Raw genomic sequence first — 16377 nt, forward strand, 5'->3', positions numbered from 1 at the left:
CGCGTCGAGCTCCTCCTCCGCGCGGCCGGCTGCATCGGCTCGGGCTCGGCGGTCGATCTCCCCCGGCAGCGCCGCCGGCCCCGCCCCGACCTCGGGTGACCGGCTGAGCCGACCCGTACGCAGCCGTTCCCGCACGCACTGAGCGCTTGGACTGATGTGCACAACTTGAGGAAGTCGATGGGCGCCGTGGCGGGCACGTTCATGGCGCTGTCCGCCGTGCTGGGCAGCGGCATGATGATCCTCCCGGGCGTGAGCTACCACCAGCTCGGCCGGTCGGCGTGGCTGCCGTGGACGATCGCCGCGGTCTCGGTCATCCCCCTGCTGTGCTGCTACGGGTGGCTCGGCCGCCGCTATCCGTCGGCATCGGGGGTGGCCCACTACGCCGAGGTCGCGCTCGGGAGGACCACGGGGCGCGCCGTCGGGATCATCGCGGCCATCGGGCTGCTCTCCATCATCCCGGCCACCGCCACGACCGGCGGGCGCTACATCGCCCAGTTCTCCGGCGTCGAGTCCGCCACCTGGTCGTTCCCGATCATCGTGCTCGTCGGGGCGACGGCCGCGGCCCACATCGGCGCGAACCTGTCGAGCCGGGTGCAGGTCGGTCTCATCACCGGGCTGTTCGTCCTGGTCACCTGCATCTCCGTGGCCGCGTTGGGCGTCCACGGATTCGTGCCGCCACCGGCGGACACCCTCCCCGAGGGCGACCTCGGCATCGTCCTCACCGCCGTCTACGTCGCGTTCGCCGGGTGGGAAACGGTGGCGTTCACCTTCGAGGAGCACAAACGGTCCGACCTGATCCCGCGCATCTTCGCGACGTCCTACGTGATCGTGGTCGCCCTCTACGCGATCCTGCTGCTGGGTCTGCTGGTCGCCGTGGACTCCACCGATCCGCGCCTGGATTCGGCGCCCCTGCTGGCACTCGCGCAGCGGTCGCTCGGCTCGCTCGCCGAGCCGGCGACGCTGCTCGTGGTGACCGCGTGCATCGTCGCCAACGTCTTCGCGGCGACGTTCGCGCTGTCCCGGCTGATCTTCGGGTTGGCCCGCAGCGGCTACCTGCCTGCCGTGCTCACGAGGACCCGGGACGCGGACGGGAACCCGGTGTACGCCGTGCTGGCGGTGGGCTCGGTGCTGACCCCGATCGCCGCGCTCAGCGCGAGCGGGCTCTTCCCGCTCGAAGTCCTGTTCGGGGTGACCGGCGGGCTCTACTTCGTGCTGTACGGGATCGGTGTCGCCGCCTTCGCCGTGCTGGCCCCGGGCACGGGCCCGAAGGCCGTCGCCGCCGTGGGTGCAGCGACCGTCGTGGCCGTCACCGTGATCGGAGGGCAGTCGATGTGGTTGTCCTGGGCCGCGTTCCTCCTGGCCCTCGGCGTGGTCGCGCTGTTCGGTCGCCGCGCTCCCGCCGTCGATCCGGCCGAGCCCGCCACGATCGAGTTCCCCACGGTCCCGCTCCGCGTCCCCGCGTTTGCGGGCGTCGACCAGAGAACGGTCGAGCTGCCGAGGGCGCCGGTGAGGAGGCCGGTGCCGCACCCGCCCCACCCGCCGGTCCGGATGGCGCACCCGGCTCGCACCCCGGTCCCCGCGCGCGGGTTCACCGCACCTCCTCGGCAGGTCCACGGGGTCGCACGACGGCAACCGGACAGGCCGCCCCGTGCACCATGGCGTGGCTGACCGAGTCCAGGATCAACCCGACGAGCTCCCCGTGCCCGCGCGACCCGACCACGACGAGCTGCGCCTCCCCCGACAGCTCGAGCAACCGGTGTGCGGGGTGGTCGTGGCCCACGATCCGTCGCACGTCCACGCCGGGGTGGCGCTCGGTCCACCCGTCGAGCTCGCCCCACTGCGGTGCGCTCCGCTCGCCACGGCGCCGCCCACCCGACGTGCGCACCGCGACGAGGGGCACGCCCCGCGCGGCCGCGGCCTCGAACGCGAAGGCGATCGCCCCCTCCCCGACCGGTGACGCGTCGACACCGAGCACCACCGGGGCGGTGCCGTCGGGCCGCTCGCCCCGGACGACCACCACCGGGCACGCCGCGTGCGTGGCCGCTCCGATCGCGACCGAACCGGCCAGGGCGGCCGCGATCCGCCCGAACCCGCTCGCCCCGACCACCAGCAGCTCGACGCGGCGCGACTCGGCGACGAGCACGGCGACCGGGTGGCCCACCTCGACCTTCCGATCGAGCGGCACCGGGGGTGCGACCTCGGCCGCCACGGCCGCCGCGTCCTCGACGTCCCTGCCCACCGGCTCGAGCATCGCCTCGACCGGGAACCCGAGCATCGGGCGATCGGGCCCCTCCACCGCGGTCACCAGGCGCAGCCCGGCACCCCGCCGGGCCGCCTCGGCCGCGGCCCACCGCACGGCGTCCAGCGCGCGCGGCGAGCCGTCGATCCCGACGACGATCCACCGCCGGTCCTCCGGTGCGCTCATCGGCGCTGGTGTAGCCGGGCCGGCGCAGGCGTCGCATCCCCCGGACGGGATGAAGTGGCTCGCACCGCCGTAGCCTGATGATCATGACCGAACGCTTCACGACGATGCGGCTCGACGAGGCTCCGGTGGTCGCTGCACCGGACGGTTCCACGGTGCGGCCGCTGTGCGTGCTCCCCGGAGTCGCGAGCTTCGCCCAGTTCGAGCTCGCACCGGGGCAGACCGCGAAGGCCGTGTCGCACGCCACCGTGGAGGAGATCTGGTTCGTCACCTCGGGAACGGGCGAGATGTGGCGCAGCCAGGACGGCCGCGAGGAGGTCACCGCGCTGGAGCCCGGGGTGAGCCTGACCATCCCGCTCGGCACGACGTTCCAGTTCCGGGCCGGCGCGGACGGGCTGCGCGTGGTGGCGGCGACCGTCCCGAGCTGGCCCGTGGACAACCCGGACGAGGCCCGGTTCGAGAACGGTCGCTGGTAGCGCCATCGAACGCACCTCGCCGAGCACCTCGGCGGCCGTCAGGCCGCGAACGGTCCTCCTCCGGCGAAGGCCAGGGCGGCGAACCGCTCGCCGATGCGTTGGTGGGTCGCGGCGTCCGGGTGCAGGGCGTCGGGCAGGGGCAGCTCGGCCGCGTCCGCCTCGCCGTAGAGCTCGCGGCCGTCGAGGTGGAACAGGTGGGGGTCGCCCGGCGCGCGCTGCGCCACGATGCGCGCCAGCTCCTCCCGCACCGCTTCCAGCGTCAGCTTGCCCGCGGCGCGCTCGGCCGGATCGCCGGTGGCGCGGAAGCGCAGCGTCCCGGTGCTGAAGTCGATCGCCCCCGGCCCCGGCGTCCGTTCGTGGATCGGGCAGAGGATCGGTGACACCACCAGGAGGGGTGTGGTGGGGTGCCCCTCGCGGATCGTGTCGAGGAAGCCGTGCACGGCCGGGCCGAACGCCCGCAGCCGCATCACGTCGCCGTTCACCACGTTGATGCCGAGCTTGACGCTGATCAGGTCCGCCGGGGTGTCCCGCAGCACGCGCGCGGTGAACGGGTCCACCATGGCGCTGCCCCCGAACCCCAGGTTGATCAGCTCGACGCCGGCGCGGGCGGCCGCCAGCGCGGCCCAGGTCGTCGACGGGCTCGCGGCGTTCGAGCCGTGGCTGATCGAGCTGCCGTGGTGCAGCCACACCCGGCGCCCGGTGCGCGGCACCGGTGCGACCGGGGCGTCGGCGCGCAGCGCCACCAGCTCGGTGATCTCGGTGTGCGGCAGCCAGATCTCGACGTCCTTCGGGCGATCGGGGAGCCCGGCGAACCGGACCGTGCCGGGCGGGCCGGGGATCGTCTCCGCCGTGCCGGTGGTCATGTCCAGGAGCAGGGTCTTCCCGCCGGTCGTGGTGGCCTGCGCCGTGAGCTCACCGTCGACGTGGAGGTCGTACACGCCGTCGGGCCGGGGCGGGATGTCCCGGTAGCCCACCCTGGTGCGCAGCGTGTCCAGCTCGACGGCGGTGGCCCGGGTGCGCACCGCCAGCCGCACGCCGGACGGCTGCGCCTCCGCCATCGCCAGCTGCCCGTCGCCCTGCGCGCGGGCCCAGGCGGGGAGCCGGTGCGGCAACAGCCCGTGCTCGGTGTGCTCCCACTCGAGCGCCCCGGCCACCAGGTCGGGCGTGATCGTGATCGTGTCCATCGTCCTCACATGCTGCTGGACCGGCTCGGCGCCCGCTCGCCCGCCCGGCGCCGCCGGGCCGCGACCACACCGGCGACGACGGCCACGGCGAGCCCGGACACCTGCAGCGCCGAGCCGGCGAAGAGCGGGAACTGCGCCGGCTCGGCGAGCCGGTCGTACGTCGCCCGGTAGATGACCAGCGCACCGGACAGCGCGACGGCGCAGACGCCCGCGGCGAGGACGTTCGGCCAGCGCCGCCGCGGCAGGAGGGCCACCGCGAGCGCGACGGGCACGAGGACGGCGACGGGCGGCGGGAACGGCCGCAGCTCCCGCACGCCACCGAGGAACAGGAGGAGGTACCCCGCGACGGCCACGACGATCGCGGTGAGCTGGACCGCGCGGGCGCTCATGCCGCTCCCCCGACGCGTCGCCCCCGCCGGCACCGGCCGCCGGGGCGGAAGACCGACAACACGGCCGCCGCGATGATCATCACGACGTGGTAGACCGCCACCCACACGAGCGCGTACTGGGTGTCGGTGTAGGCGGGTGTGCCGACCGCGCCGGCCTGCTCGACGGCGTGGGCCAGCGCCTCCGGCGAGATGCTGACCGTCACCACGACGGTGGCGACGACCACCACGAACTTCGCCGGCACCCACCACATCCACCGCCGCCACCGGCGGAACCGCCCGGCCACCAGCACCAGCAGCAGCCCGGTCACCGCCGAACCGATCGCCGCGGGCCGGGCCAGCCAGACGACGGCCAGCTCGTGGAAGAAGTAGCCGGTGCGCAGCGTCGCCGGGTCCCGGACGTCGAGCAGCCACACGGTCAGCACGAGGAACGTGGCGGTCACGCCGAGCCACCCGACGCTCGTGGCCAGGTGCAGGATCAGCAGCACGCGGCGGGCGAGCGACGCCGGCCCGCCGCGGCGCCGGGCGGACGGCGCGGTGGGGATCCGCGCAGAGCCCTGCTCCGGCGGCGACGTGGACGTTGTGGTCATGGCTCGACCCTCCCCGCCCGGCACGCCCGTGTCGTCCGCTCCGAGTCGACATGACGAGGTCTCCCCGCGGAGTAGGCGCGGCCGCGATGGTGCGTACGAGACCGACCCGGCCCGAGAGATCGGGGGGAGCTGGACTCGTTGAAGAACCGCGTGGGCATCGCCTGACCGTCTCCACGCCACCGAGGGTGGGGGCCTGCCGGGTGGGCGCGCGGCGCCACCTGCGGCCAGTTCCGGGGCATGATCACGGGTTTGGCGCATTCTCGGGCGTTTTCGACACGGGAATGCGCCAACTCTCTGATCATGGATCAGCGGGTGGGGCGAAATTGCGACCCCCGGTCGTCAAACCTCCGGCTCCGCCCCTCCAAGGGTGACAGCCTCCTGGTGGCGCCGCAAAAGGGGAATGATCACGGCGTCAGCGCGTTTCCCGACGAAATGCTGTCGGGAAACGCTCCAAGCCGGCGATCATGGCGGAGGTGGAGCGCCGCCCACTCGGCCCGGTCGTGGTGCGCGGGCAGGTGCACCCAGAACCTGCGGAACGTGCCCGGGTAGCCGGCTCTCTCGTCCCACGTGCACTCGACCGTGATGCCGGTCGGGACGTCCCGGTGGATGACCGAGTCGGGCCCGTGGGCGTACCGCACGTCCGTCTGGTCCACGGGGAGCGGCTGGTGCGGGACCCCCGTCGGCATGGGGTGAGCGTGAGTTCCGCGGTTACGCTCGAATCATGACGACCTCGCGGGCCCTGTTCGACCTCGACAGCACCTACGCCCGCGACGTCCCCGCCCTCTCGCTGCCGTGGCCCGCCGTGACTGCCCCGGACCCCCGGCTGCTCGTCCTCAACGAGGACCTCGCCGCCGAGCTGGGCGCCGACCCCGCCGTCCTGCGCGAACCCGCCGGGGTGTCGCTGCTGGTGGGCAACAACCTGCCGGACGGCGTCACCACCACCGCGCTGGTCTACGCAGGCCACCAGTGGGGCGTCTACAAGCCGCAGCTCGGCGACGGGCGGGCGCTGCTGCTCGGCGAGGTCGTCGACGTGCACGGCCGCCGCCGCGACCTGCACCTGAAAGGCACCGGGCCCACCCCGTTCGCGCGGGGCTTCGACGGCATGGCGGCCGTCGGGCCGATGCTGCGCGAGTACCTCATGGGCGAGGCCATGCACGCGCTCGGCATCCCGACCACGCGGGCGTTGGCCGTCGTCACCACCGGCGCGGAGATCGAGCGCGACCGTCCGCTGCCGGGTGCGGTCCTCTGCCGGGTGGCCGCGAGCCACCTGCGCGTCGGCACCGTGCAGTACGCCGCCGCGTCGGGCGACCACACCGTGCTGCGCGCCCTCGCCGACCACGCGATCGCCCGCCACTTCCCCGACGCCGCCCACGCCGACCAGCCCTACCTGGAGCTGTTCCGGCGCGTGGTCGACGCCCAGGCCGCGCTCGTGGCCCGCTGGATGCTCGTCGGGTTCGTGCACGGCGTCATGAGCACGGACAACACCACGATCTCGGGCGAGACCATCGACTACGGGCCGTGCGCGTTCATGGACGCCGTCGACCCGGCCACCGTCTTCAGCTCGCTCGACACCACCGGCCGCTACGCCTACGGCAGGCAGCCCTCGATCCTGCAGTGGAACCTCGCGCGGCTCGGCGAGAGCCTGCTGCCCCTGCTGGGCGGCGACGGGGCGGACGCCGTCGAGGAGGTCCTGGCCTCCTACCCCGCGGCGTACGAGCGCTACTGGGCCGCCGGCATGGCCGCGAAGCTGGGCCTGTCCACACCGGACCCGGCGCTGTCGACGGACCTGATGGCGCTGCTGCACGACCAGCACGTCGACTTCACCACGTTCTTCCGCGTCCTCGCGGCGGGCACGGCCCGCGACCACTTCCTCGACCGCGAGGCGTTCGACGCGTGGGCGGCCCGCCGGGAGGCGCTGCTGCCCGCCGACCGCGCAGCCGTCGCGACGGAGATGAACCGCGTGAACCCCGTCTACATCCCGCGCAACCACCTCACCGACGCCGCGCTGGAGGCTGCCGAGCAGGGCGACCTGACGCCGTTCCACCGGCTTCTCGACGCGGTCTCCTCGCCCTTCGACGAGCGCCCGGACTTGGAGGAGTACGGCAAGCCGGCCCCGGCGGGAGCGCACCCGCACGTCACCTTCTGCGGGACCTGACGCTCACGCGCGCACGGTACGTGTCCGGTGTGTGCGGGCCCCGGCCCCATGATCACCGGCCGGGAGCGAAACCCGACACCTGGCGTCGGGAAACGCGCCAATCCGCTGATCAAGCTCTGCTGTGGCGCGGCAACGGCGATCCTCAGTGCTGCGGCACGCCTTCCTCGACCCCGGCCTCCGCCTCCGCACCCCGCTGCGCGCGGTAGGCGTCGAGGATCTCGTCGGCCGTGGCGAGCCAGACGCCCTCGTGCCCGGCGATGTACTCGAGGGCCTCGTCGAAGTACCGGTGGCGCAACGGCTGGCTCACGCTGAACGGGTGCACGCACAGGGCCATCACGCGCCCGGAGTCGGCGGCGTCGTCGTGGATCTGGTCGAGCGTGTCCTTCACCGCCTGCAGGAACTGTGGGCCGGTGAAGCTCCGGCTTGCGAAGAGCGAGATGTCGTTCAGCTCGATCGAGTACGGCACGCTGTACATGCCGGGCACGGTGAGTTCGTAGGGCTGCTCGTCGTTGGCCCAGTCCAGCACGTACTGCAGGCCCAGCTCGGACAGCAGGGACGGCGTCTCGAACGTCTCGGTGAGGGCAGGGCCGAGCCAGCCCCGGGGGCGCCGGCCCGTGGCCGCCTCGATCGTGTCGACGACATCCGTGAGGTACGCCCGCTCCTCGTCCCGCGTCATGCCGGCCTCGAAGGTGGAGTTGTCCCGGCCGTGGGCGACCCACGCCCAGTCGCGGTCGAGCCCGGCCTGCATGATCTGCGGGTAGCGGCTGCACACATCGGAGTTGAGGAGCGCGGTGGCCCGCACACCGTGCCGGTCCAGGCTCTTGATCATCCGCCAGATGCCGACGCGGGGGCCGTAGTCGCGCCAGCCGTAGTTCAGCGGGTCCGGCGCCAGGTTCGCCGTGCCACCGAAGATGCTCGTGGACGGCTTGTCGACCTGGTAGTGCTCGATGTTCAAGCCTAGGTAGAAGGCCACCCGCTCCCCGCCGGGCCACCGGATCGGGGCGCGATCGACGATCGGGCTGTAGGTGAAGAGCTGGTTGTCCATCCGGTTACCGCCCCAATCCGCACATCACTACTGGTGTGAATTCCCCCCGAGCGCGCTCAGGGCTTGCGGGCCACTCCCCCGTAGGCGTCGACCGGTTCCGCAGCGCGGGCAGCGGCGAGGTCGTGGTCCTCGGGCCGCCACTGCGACAGCTGCACCACGCCCGGGTCGACGAGGTCCAGGCCGGTGAAGACCTGCTCGATCTCCTCGACGGTGCGCAGCGTGTAGGGGTGCCCCATCTCCGCCTGCAGCCGGTGTGACTCGCGGATGGCGTCGCTGGTGTCGGTGCCGTCCCAGAAGGTGAGGTAGCTGCCCGAGGGGACGGCCGCCATGGTGCGGTCCACGATGGACCGCAGCTCGTCGTAGGGAGGCAGGTAGCCGAACACGCCCATGAACATCACCGAGATGGGCTCGCTGAGATCCAGCGTCTGGCTCGCCAGACCGATGACGGCATCGGTGTCCCGATAATCCGTGGCCGAGAACGCGGACGCACCCCGCGGCGTACTGACCATCAACGCCCGTTGGTGGGCCAGCACCACCGGGTCGTTGTCGACGTAGACGATCTTCGCTTCCGGTGCCACCGCCTGCGCGACGCTGTGGGTGTTGTTGCCCAGCGGGTCGGGCAGGCCGGCGCCGAGGTCGAGGAACTGCCGGATGCCGACTTCCGCGGTGAGGTAGCGGACGCTCCGGATGAGGAACTGCCGCGACTGGCTCGCCATGGTGCGGATGCCGGGGTAGATGTCCGCGACGACGTCGCCGACCTCCTGGTCCGGCCGGTAGTTGTCCTTGCCGCCGAGCCAGTAGTTCCAGACCCGCGCGGGTGACGGCTGGCGGAAGTAGTCGTCGGGCAGCAGCTTCTCGGTGAGCGACCAGTCGGGCGCGGAACCGTCGGGCACGAAGCCTCCCTGGTGACACCGAGTGAGTTCCCGTGCACTATACCGAGCCGATCAGGTGAAGACGCGGCGCTCCCGCCGACCCGCAGCATGCCGACGGCGTGTCTCGACCGACCGGCGTCAGGCCACCGCCTCGCGCGCCGACCGGAGCTGGGTGACCACCGCCAGCGTCGTGGTGACGGCCAGCGTCGCGACGCCGATCAGCAGCGCCGGCACGGCGTGCCCGAGGACGAGGCCGGCGATCCCGATCACCACGAGGGCGGCCACGGCGATGTAGCGGGTGCGGGCCACCGCCCCGGTGCGCGACCGCAGGAACAGGATGTTGCCTGCCAGGTAGATCAGGGGGCCGCCGACGGTGGTCAGCAGCAGCGGCGGGTCGTTCTCGGGGTGGCTGATGCGCAGCTCGATCGACACCGCCACGACGATCGCCCCGGCAACCATCAGGGCGTGCGCGTAGGCGAAGGCGGACCGCAGCGCCGTGGTGCTCCCCTCGCCCTGGCTCGCCGCGGTGTCGTGACCGGCGAGGGCGAAGTAGGCCCACCAGAGCACGAACAGCCCGGCGAACCCGAGGAGGGTCGTCAGCACGGCGGCAGGCGTGACCTCCTCCAGCTCGGACAACGTGAACCCCACTGATCAGGATCGACTCGCCGAGCGCGATGATGAAGACCAGCCGGTTGCGCTCGGCGAGGTGCTCCACGTCGGTGGGCCAGGTGCTCATCGGGGCCGACCCGAGGCCGGGGAAGCGGAAGTCGAACCGCGGAGCGGCCACGTCGACGGCCAGTGCGACCAGCCAGACGAGAAGCCGCGGCCCGGGCGGGAGGAACGCCCCGACGACGAAGAGCGCGGCGGCCACCGTGCTCCAGGCCAGCAGGTTCGTGTAGTTCTTCGCCAGCACGTGGCCGCGCAGCGCCACCGCCGTGAACGCCGCGCGGCCCACCTGCGCTGCGGCGTAGCAGGCGGCGAAGAGCAGCCCGTCCTCCTCGAAGGCGTGCGGCAGCCCGAGCGACATGCCCAGTGCGGCGAGCATGAGCAGCGCGTTCAGCACGCGGACGACGCCGCTGCGCGGGTCGAGCCAGTTCATCGCCCACGCCGAGTAGTTCCACACCCACCACACCGCGCCGAACAGCAGCGCCGTGCGCAGCGCGCCCAGCCGGCTCAGATCCGCGAGCAGGGTGTGCGAGACCTGGACGATCGCGACACGTACACCAGGTCGAAGAACAGCTCGATCGGCGCCACCTCGGAGCGCGACTCGTCGTCGGCACGCATCAGCCGCGGGCGTCGGTGTTCGGCGCTCCGTTCCGTCATCGCATCCACCCCCCGGGCGCCCGGCGGACCGTCACCGGACGAGATCACGACGCGGCGCAGGGTAGCGGCAGTGCGGGAGCCGCGGGCTCCGAGGGTCCGTGATCAGGCATTACGGGCTCGTCGGCGCACCCGACGTGGCCGGCGTCCGCAGCGACCGCTCGTTCGTCTCGGGCAGGGCCAGGCCGCACGCGATGCTCAGCAGCCCGTACACCGCGAGCATCACGCTGATCGCACCGCTGCCGAACGCGGCCACCAGCCCGGCGGCGAGCACCGGCGGGAGACCACCACCGATGATCGTGGCGAGGTTGTAGCTCAGGCCCGCTCCCGTGTAGCGGTGCCCGGTGGCGAACAGTTCCGCCAGGTAGGCGGCGGCCGGGCCGAGGACGATCCCACCGCCGATCATCAGCAGGCACAGCCCGAGCCCGACCAGCGCGACGTTGCCCGTGTCGATGATCGGGTAGGCGATCACACCGGACACGAGCGTGACGACGTTGCCCGCCAGCACCACGCGGCGCCGTCCGTACCGGTCGGAGCCCGCCGCCCCGGCGGCGGTGGCCGCGACGAGCGCGATCCCGCCCACGACGCCGAGCGCCAGCACGGTGGGACGCGGGATGCCCAGCACCGTGGTGGCGTAGGTGGTGAGGTAGACGGTGCCCATGTAGTTGAGCGCGAACGCGGCGGCCACGGTGCCCCCGGCGAGCAGGATCAGGCGGGTGTCGCGGCGGAACGCGGCCCGCAGCGGGGCGGCGTCGCGCACCCCGCTCCCCCGCTCCGCGAGCAACTCGCGGAACACCGGGGTCTCCTCGATCCGCAGCCGCACGTAGAGCCCCACGCCGACGAGGAGTGCGCTGAGCAGGAACGGGATCCGCCACCCCCACTCCAGGAACGTGCCCGGGGCGAGGAGTTCGACGAGCAGGAACGTCGCGCTGCTCAGCCCGAACGCCGTGCCCGGGCCCAGCTGCGGGTACATCCCGCCGCGCCCGCGCCTGCCCGCCGGGGCGTACTCGACGGCCAGCACGGCCGCGCCGCCCCACTCCCCTCCCACCGCGACGCCCTGCAGGAACCTCAGGACCAGCAGGATGATCGGTGCCGCGACCCCGATGGTCGCCGCCCCCGGCAGCACGCCGATGGCCACCGTGGACAGCCCCATCAGCAGCAGCGTGTACACCAGCGTGCGCTTGCGCCCCAGCCGATCACCCAGGTGACCGAACACCACCGAGCCCAGCGGACGCGCGATGAACGCCACCGCGATCGACCCGAGAGCGGCGGCGGTGCCGGCCACCGCACCGAGCACCGGGAAGAAGACGGTCGGGAACACCAGCGCCGCGGCGGTGCCGTAGATGAAGAAGTCGTAGAACTCGATGGTGGTGCCGGCGAAGGACGCGATCGCGACCCGCCGGGTGCCGCGCGCAGCCGCGCGCCCGTCGTCGTGCCCAGTCATGATTCCCCCCGGAGTCATCCCCCCGAACGACCGACGAGCAGGGTAGCGCGCGTCGAAATTCCCTGCTCAGCGCGGCTCCTCAGGCGGTACCTGCCCTCGAGGTTCGTCCCGGCCGCGGACGTGCACCAGCACCTGCGGCACCGCACCCGGTCGCGGCGGCCGCCCGGGCGGCCAGAGCTCGGCGGGTCCGGCGAGCACCGTGGCGAGGAGACCGAGCGTGCCGGCGGTGCACAGCACCCGCTGCAGCCCCTGCCCGGCGCGCAACCCCGACACCGGCAACCCGTGCTCGGTGGTGAGCAGGACCAGGAGCCCGCCGGCCGGGACCGGACGCGCGGGCAGGTGGGCGAACAGCCGGGCGCGTTCCTCGGCGGTGGCGGCGGTGCGCAGCAGCAGCCTCTCGGCGTCGGCCGCGGCGCGCAGCCGCGCGCGGACCGCAGGCAGGGGGACCTCGGCCCGGGACATGCCGCTCCGCGGCGTGCACAGGGCGGCGAAGAGGACGCGCTCGACCGGGGTCGGCGGCGCAGGCACTCCCGGCCGCACCACCGCGACGGCGCTGCGCGCGAGCCCCCCGGGCAGGAGCGTGGTGACCGGCCGGTACCCCGATGACGCCACCGCGAGCCGGACGGCGAGCAGGGCGGTTCCGGCGGCCACCCGGGTGGCCGCGTCCGCCGGCGACGCGCCGTGCGGCGCACCGGCGACGTGCACCTCGATCTCGCTCCGCTCGACGATGACCCACCAGCGGTGGGCCGTGGCGAACGGGCGGGGCGGTACGGCGTCGAGCACCGCGTCGAGGACGGTGCCGAGCGCAGCCGGGAGTTCGGCATCCCACCGCTGGTCCGCACGGGGCCACGCGGCGGCGAACGGGTGTGGTGCCTGCTTCACGGTCACCCGGCAAGGGTCGGCCCGCGGGACCGCCTGCGGCCACGGCCGGTCGGCCCGTCCTGCGTCGCCGTCGGTCGGGGCCGTCGGACCCCCCGGCCGTGACCTCCGGCTCGGCCGCCGGGGCCGTCCGCCCCTGTCCGGACGCAGAGCCCGCCGGAGCGCGCGGCCAGGCCTCAGGAACCGATGACCTCGCCGCGGGCGGCGTCCGGCTCACCCGCCCGCCGGCGCCAGACGTCCTCGCTGGTCAGCTCGCGGCGGGCCACGGCGCGGAGCACGTCGCGGCGGGTCACGATGCCCACCAGCTCCCCGTCCTCGACGATCGGCACCGAACGGAGCCGCTTCCCGAGCATCAGCTCCACCACGTCGGCGAGGTCGTCCTCGGGCCGCATCCCCACCGGTGACGGCGTCATCACCGCCCCGACCAGGGGCTCGGCCCGCTCGTCGGGCGGCCATCCCTCGGGCCGGATGCGCCCCCGCACGAGGTCCGACTCGGTCGCGATACCCACCACCCGGTTCTCGGCGTCCACCACGGGCGCGGAGGTGAAGCCGTGCGACACCAGCAGTGCCGCCGCCGCGCTCACCGGGGTGTCCATCCGGAGTGTGATCACCGGGCTGCTCATGACGTCACGCGCCCTCATCGCCGCTTCCTCTCGCCGAACTGCGTCGTTGCCGTCGACGATCACCCGGATGCGGGCGCCGAGGCAGGGGCGACGGACCCGGATCTCGACGGCCGGAGGACGGGAAATGGGCGGACGTGGAATGGGGCGGTGCGCGCCGACGCACCGCCCCTCCCCCTCCCACAGCACGGCGCGCAGCGCGCACTCGCACCTGTCCGCACCGTGAAGAGCGCCCCCTCACGCTCTCCCGACGAGCCTCTCCCGCCGACCGGCCGCGGTCCCAGAGCCGAAGGTCCCGTCCCGGTGGGACCGCGGTCGGTGGCCCGGAGGCCGGCGCGGGGCCCCGCGCCGGCCGGACCGGGGCTCGACGTCAGGCCGCCGAGTGCGGCACCCCCTGACCGGGGTCGACCTGGTGCGGGCCACTCGTGCCCGGACGCACGTCGAAGTCGAAGATCTCGGTCGGGATGTAGACGGTCGAGCAGGAGTTCGGGATGTCGACCACGCCGGACAGGCGACCCTCGATCGGCGCGGCGCCGAGGATCATGTACGCCTGGATGTCGGAGTAGCCGAACTTCTGCAGGTAGTCGATCGCGTGCAGGCAGGCCCGCTGGTAGGACAGGTGCGAGTCGAGGTAGTGCTGCTCGCCGCTCAGCGTCACCGAGGTGCCGGAGAAGGCCAGCCACTCGCTGTACTGCGGGTCCGTGCGGCCCGGCATGAAGATCGCGTTCTCGGACACCCCGTACGTGTCCATGCCGCCCTTGATCAGCTCGACGCCGAGGTCCATGAAGCCACCCATCTCGATGGCCCCGCAGAAGGTGATCTCGCCGTCGCCCTGCGAGAAGTGCAGGTCACCCATCGACAGCTTCGCGCCCTCGACGAACACCGGGTAGAAGACGCGCGAACCCTTGGTCAGGTTCTTGATGTCCTGGTTGCCGCCGTTCTCCCGTGGTGGCGCGGTGCGTGCGGCCTCGCGCGCCGCCCGGTCGAACTCGTCGCCGGTCAAGGACCCGAGGATCGCCGAGTTCGGGTTCGGCGGCAGCGCGAGCGGCGGCACCCGGTCCGGATCGGTGTCGATCAGCGCCTGCTCCCGGGCGTTCCACTTCATCAGCAGGTCGCGCGACGGCGCCGTGCCCATCAGCCCCGGGTGCACGATGCCGGTGAAGGAGACACCGGGGATGTGCCGGGAGGTGGCGACGCCCCCGCGGAAGTCCCAGATGACCTTGTAGGCGTCCGGGAACTGCTCGGTGAGGAACCCGCCGCCGTTGCGGGTGGCGAACACGCCGGTGTAGCCCCAGCCCTGCCCGGCCAGCGGTCCGGAGTCCTCCTGCGGGATCGGACCGACGTCCAGGATGTCGACGATCAGCAGGTCGCCGGGCTCGGCACCCTCGACGGCGATCGGCCCGCTGAGCACGTGCACGCTGGGCAGCGGCGCGTTGAGGATGTCGTCGGCGGAGTCGTTGTTCTGGATGGCGCCGTCGAACCACTCCCGGCAGTGCACCCGGAACGTGTCACCCGGCTTGACCTGCACGAGCGCCGGGATGTCCGGGTGCCACCGGTTGTGGCCGACGATGCGCTGCTCGGTGAAGCGCTTCATGGAGTCGAGGGGGAAGACGACCTCGGGCATCGGAACTCCTCAGGTGTCAGATCCGGCCGGGCCGGCCGCCCGGCCGCAGCTTCAGGCGGTGCCCACTCCCGCGACCGCGTGGCCGTGATCGGGCGGCGGAACGGTGCCGGTCGTGGCGGCGGACCGGCGCGCCCAGAGGTACAGCCCGCCGAAGACGACCACGCCGAACACGGCGAGCCCGACCGCGGTCGCCTGGTCCGCGAACCCCCACAGCCCGGTCAGCAGGAGGAAGGCGGGAATCGCACCGGTCACCCACCCCTGGATCGCCGTCACCGCGCCGGTGTAGCGGGTGAGCGACTCGACCTTGAGGCCGAGGAGGACGAAGAAGAGCGTCCACAGGAACGCCCAGAAGAGCCAGATGACGCCGAACGTGAGGTCGCCGAGCCAGAAGAAGTTCAGCCCCGCGTAGACGACCGCGCAGATCGCCACGAACAGCGAGAAGTAGCCCAGCCCGGTGCCGTCGAGGTCGCCGAGCAGGTTGAACGCCACGTACAGGTAGGTGAAGCCGAACAGGTACAGGCCCGATGCGTTGAGCACGACGTTCGGGTCACCGGCCGCGGTGAAGATCAGGTACGTCGGGGTGATCACCTGGAGGATGCCGACGAACAGGTTGAGCGGCGCGGCCGACCGGGCGTCCACCCAGCCGAGGAGCATCGCGCCATTCAGGAAGAGCACTGCGCCCACGTACAGGAGTCCGACGCTTCCCATGGGAGCGGTCCTTTCGTCAGGGCCGGGGCAGCCGCTGCTGTGCCGGGTGCGTCGCGCGTGCCGGACGGCCCGCGCGGGCCGGGATTGCGGTGACGACCTCGGGATCGGTGCGGCTCCGTTCGTCCCGTTCGATGGCTGCGACGAGCGCGCGGGACGAGAGCCGCAGCGCAGGCGGGCTGAAGAGCCGCCGCATCGCTGCTCCGCAGCGGGGGCAGCTGCTGGTGGGCGGGGCCGTTCCGATCGGGAACCGCACGTCGACGGGCCCGTGCTCGACGCATTGGAACGCGTACACCGCCATTTGGTGCCCCCTCCGCCTTGCTGGGCCGAGAATGCTGCGCGTGCGCCGGTGCGGGTCCCAGGGCCTTAAGACCCTGTCGCGGGGGGACCTGTGGACCTGCCGGGGCGAACCCCTCAGGGGACCAGCACGGCCGCCCCGACGAGCCGGTCCGCGGCCAGGTCCGCGAGCGCGGCGGCGGCGTCGGCAAGGGGTCGTGGGGACACGGTGGGCCGGACCCCGAGCGCCGTGGCGAGGCGCAGGAACTCCTCGCCGTCGGCGCGCGTGTTGGCCGTGACGCTGCGCAGCTGCTTCTCCCGGAACAGCTCCTCGCCGTACACCAGGCGCGGCACGTCGGTGAGGTGGATCCCGGCCACC

17 protein-coding genes and 2 pseudogenes are annotated in these 16377 nt (G+C 73.0%); 3 read left to right on the forward strand and 16 right to left on the reverse strand.

Annotation, left to right across the window (positions count from 1 at the left end):
* Positions 1-177 precede the first annotated feature (177 nt).
* Positions 178-1668 carry an APC family permease gene (locus ACFPL3_RS39650; protein ID WP_343944349.1) on the forward strand — a complete coding sequence of 497 codons (1491 nt, stop codon included), beginning with the start codon at positions 178-180 and terminating at the stop codon, positions 1666-1668.
* Here ACFPL3_RS39650 and ACFPL3_RS39655 read toward each other — a convergent pair.
* Positions 1589-2425 (reverse strand): universal stress protein, encoded by an 837-nt coding sequence (locus ACFPL3_RS39655; RefSeq protein ID WP_343944350.1) that lies wholly within the window; start codon positions 2423-2425, stop codon positions 1589-1591. The two genes, ACFPL3_RS39650 and ACFPL3_RS39655, sit on opposite strands and share 80 nt — an antisense overlap.
* Before the next feature lie 83 nt (positions 2426-2508).
* On the opposite strand from ACFPL3_RS39655, the gene ACFPL3_RS39660 reads away from it, so the two are divergent.
* Positions 2509-2898, forward strand: a complete 390-nt coding sequence (locus tag ACFPL3_RS39660; protein WP_343944351.1) for a cupin domain-containing protein — start codon at positions 2509-2511, stop codon at positions 2896-2898.
* A gap of 38 nt (positions 2899-2936) precedes the next feature.
* On the opposite strand, the gene ACFPL3_RS39665 is transcribed toward ACFPL3_RS39660, so the two are convergent.
* The 4 genes from ACFPL3_RS39665 to ACFPL3_RS39680 form a co-directional block, all read right to left on the reverse strand.
* A complete protein-coding gene (locus ACFPL3_RS39665) occupies positions 2937-4082 on the reverse strand; it encodes a GDSL-type esterase/lipase family protein (RefSeq protein ID WP_343944352.1) in 1146 nt (381 codons plus the stop codon).
* Positions 4083-4087: 5 nt separating this feature from the next.
* The gene (locus ACFPL3_RS39670) at positions 4088-4471 is read right to left on the reverse strand and encodes a hypothetical protein (protein WP_343944353.1); all 384 of its coding nucleotides are present in this window, start codon (positions 4469-4471) and stop codon (positions 4088-4090) included.
* A complete protein-coding gene (locus ACFPL3_RS39675; protein ID WP_343944354.1) occupies positions 4468-5058 on the reverse strand; it encodes a hypothetical protein in 591 nt (196 codons plus the stop codon). Before ACFPL3_RS39675 ends, ACFPL3_RS39670 begins: the two co-directional genes overlap by 4 nt.
* A gap of 404 nt (positions 5059-5462) precedes the next feature.
* Complete coding sequence (locus ACFPL3_RS39680) at positions 5463-5744, reverse strand: hypothetical protein (protein ID WP_343944355.1); 282 nt, start codon at positions 5742-5744, stop codon at positions 5463-5465.
* A gap of 35 nt (positions 5745-5779) precedes the next feature.
* Between ACFPL3_RS39680 and ACFPL3_RS39685 the strand changes: the two genes are divergently transcribed.
* Positions 5780-7213, forward strand: a complete 1434-nt coding sequence (locus ACFPL3_RS39685) for a protein adenylyltransferase SelO (RefSeq protein WP_343944356.1) — start codon at positions 5780-5782, stop codon at positions 7211-7213.
* 142 nt (positions 7214-7355) lie between these two features.
* Here ACFPL3_RS39685 and ACFPL3_RS39690 read toward each other — a convergent pair whose 3' ends face one another.
* The 11 genes and pseudogenes from ACFPL3_RS39690 to ACFPL3_RS39740 form a co-directional block, all read right to left on the reverse strand.
* On the reverse strand, positions 7356-8258 hold the full coding sequence (locus ACFPL3_RS39690) for a polysaccharide deacetylase family protein (protein WP_343944357.1): 903 nt from the start codon (positions 8256-8258) through the stop codon (positions 7356-7358).
* Between the two features lie 56 nt (positions 8259-8314).
* Positions 8315-9151 (reverse strand): SAM-dependent methyltransferase, encoded by an 837-nt coding sequence (locus tag ACFPL3_RS39695; RefSeq protein WP_343944358.1) that lies wholly within the window; start codon positions 9149-9151, stop codon positions 8315-8317.
* A gap of 117 nt (positions 9152-9268) precedes the next feature.
* Positions 9269-9766 carry a low temperature requirement protein A gene (locus ACFPL3_RS39700; RefSeq protein WP_343944359.1) on the reverse strand — a complete coding sequence of 166 codons (498 nt, stop codon included), beginning with the start codon at positions 9764-9766 and terminating at the stop codon, positions 9269-9271.
* A 67-nt stretch (positions 9767-9833) separates the two neighbouring features.
* Positions 9834-10340 (reverse strand): annotated as a pseudogene (locus ACFPL3_RS39705) (low temperature requirement protein A); the annotation flags it as partial.
* A gap of 222 nt (positions 10341-10562) precedes the next feature.
* Entirely contained in the window at positions 10563-11894 is a 1332-nt protein-coding gene (locus tag ACFPL3_RS39710; RefSeq protein ID WP_343944361.1) for an MFS transporter, read from the reverse strand.
* Positions 11895-11960: 66 nt separating this feature from the next.
* Positions 11961-12782 carry a hypothetical protein gene (locus tag ACFPL3_RS39715; RefSeq protein WP_343944362.1) on the reverse strand — a complete coding sequence of 274 codons (822 nt, stop codon included), beginning with the start codon at positions 12780-12782 and terminating at the stop codon, positions 11961-11963.
* A gap of 167 nt (positions 12783-12949) precedes the next feature.
* Positions 12950-13414 (reverse strand): CBS domain-containing protein, encoded by a 465-nt coding sequence (locus ACFPL3_RS39720; protein ID WP_343944363.1) that lies wholly within the window; start codon positions 13412-13414, stop codon positions 12950-12952.
* Between the two features lie 349 nt (positions 13415-13763).
* The gene (gene fmdA / locus ACFPL3_RS39725) at positions 13764-15017 is read right to left on the reverse strand and encodes a formamidase (protein WP_343944364.1); all 1254 of its coding nucleotides are present in this window, start codon (positions 15015-15017) and stop codon (positions 13764-13766) included.
* A gap of 51 nt (positions 15018-15068) precedes the next feature.
* Positions 15069-15725, reverse strand: a complete 657-nt coding sequence (locus tag ACFPL3_RS39730; RefSeq protein ID WP_343944365.1) for an AmiS/UreI family transporter — start codon at positions 15723-15725, stop codon at positions 15069-15071.
* Between the two features lie 16 nt (positions 15726-15741).
* A complete protein-coding gene (locus tag ACFPL3_RS39735) occupies positions 15742-16023 on the reverse strand; it encodes an FmdB family zinc ribbon protein (RefSeq protein ID WP_343944366.1) in 282 nt (93 codons plus the stop codon).
* 113 nt (positions 16024-16136) lie between these two features.
* Positions 16137-16377, reverse strand: a pseudogene (locus ACFPL3_RS39740) (zinc-binding alcohol dehydrogenase family protein); the annotation flags it as partial.

The organism is Pseudonocardia zijingensis, from assembly GCF_042657305.1.
Classification (GTDB): domain Bacteria; phylum Actinomycetota; class Actinomycetes; order Mycobacteriales; family Pseudonocardiaceae; genus Pseudonocardia; species Pseudonocardia zijingensis.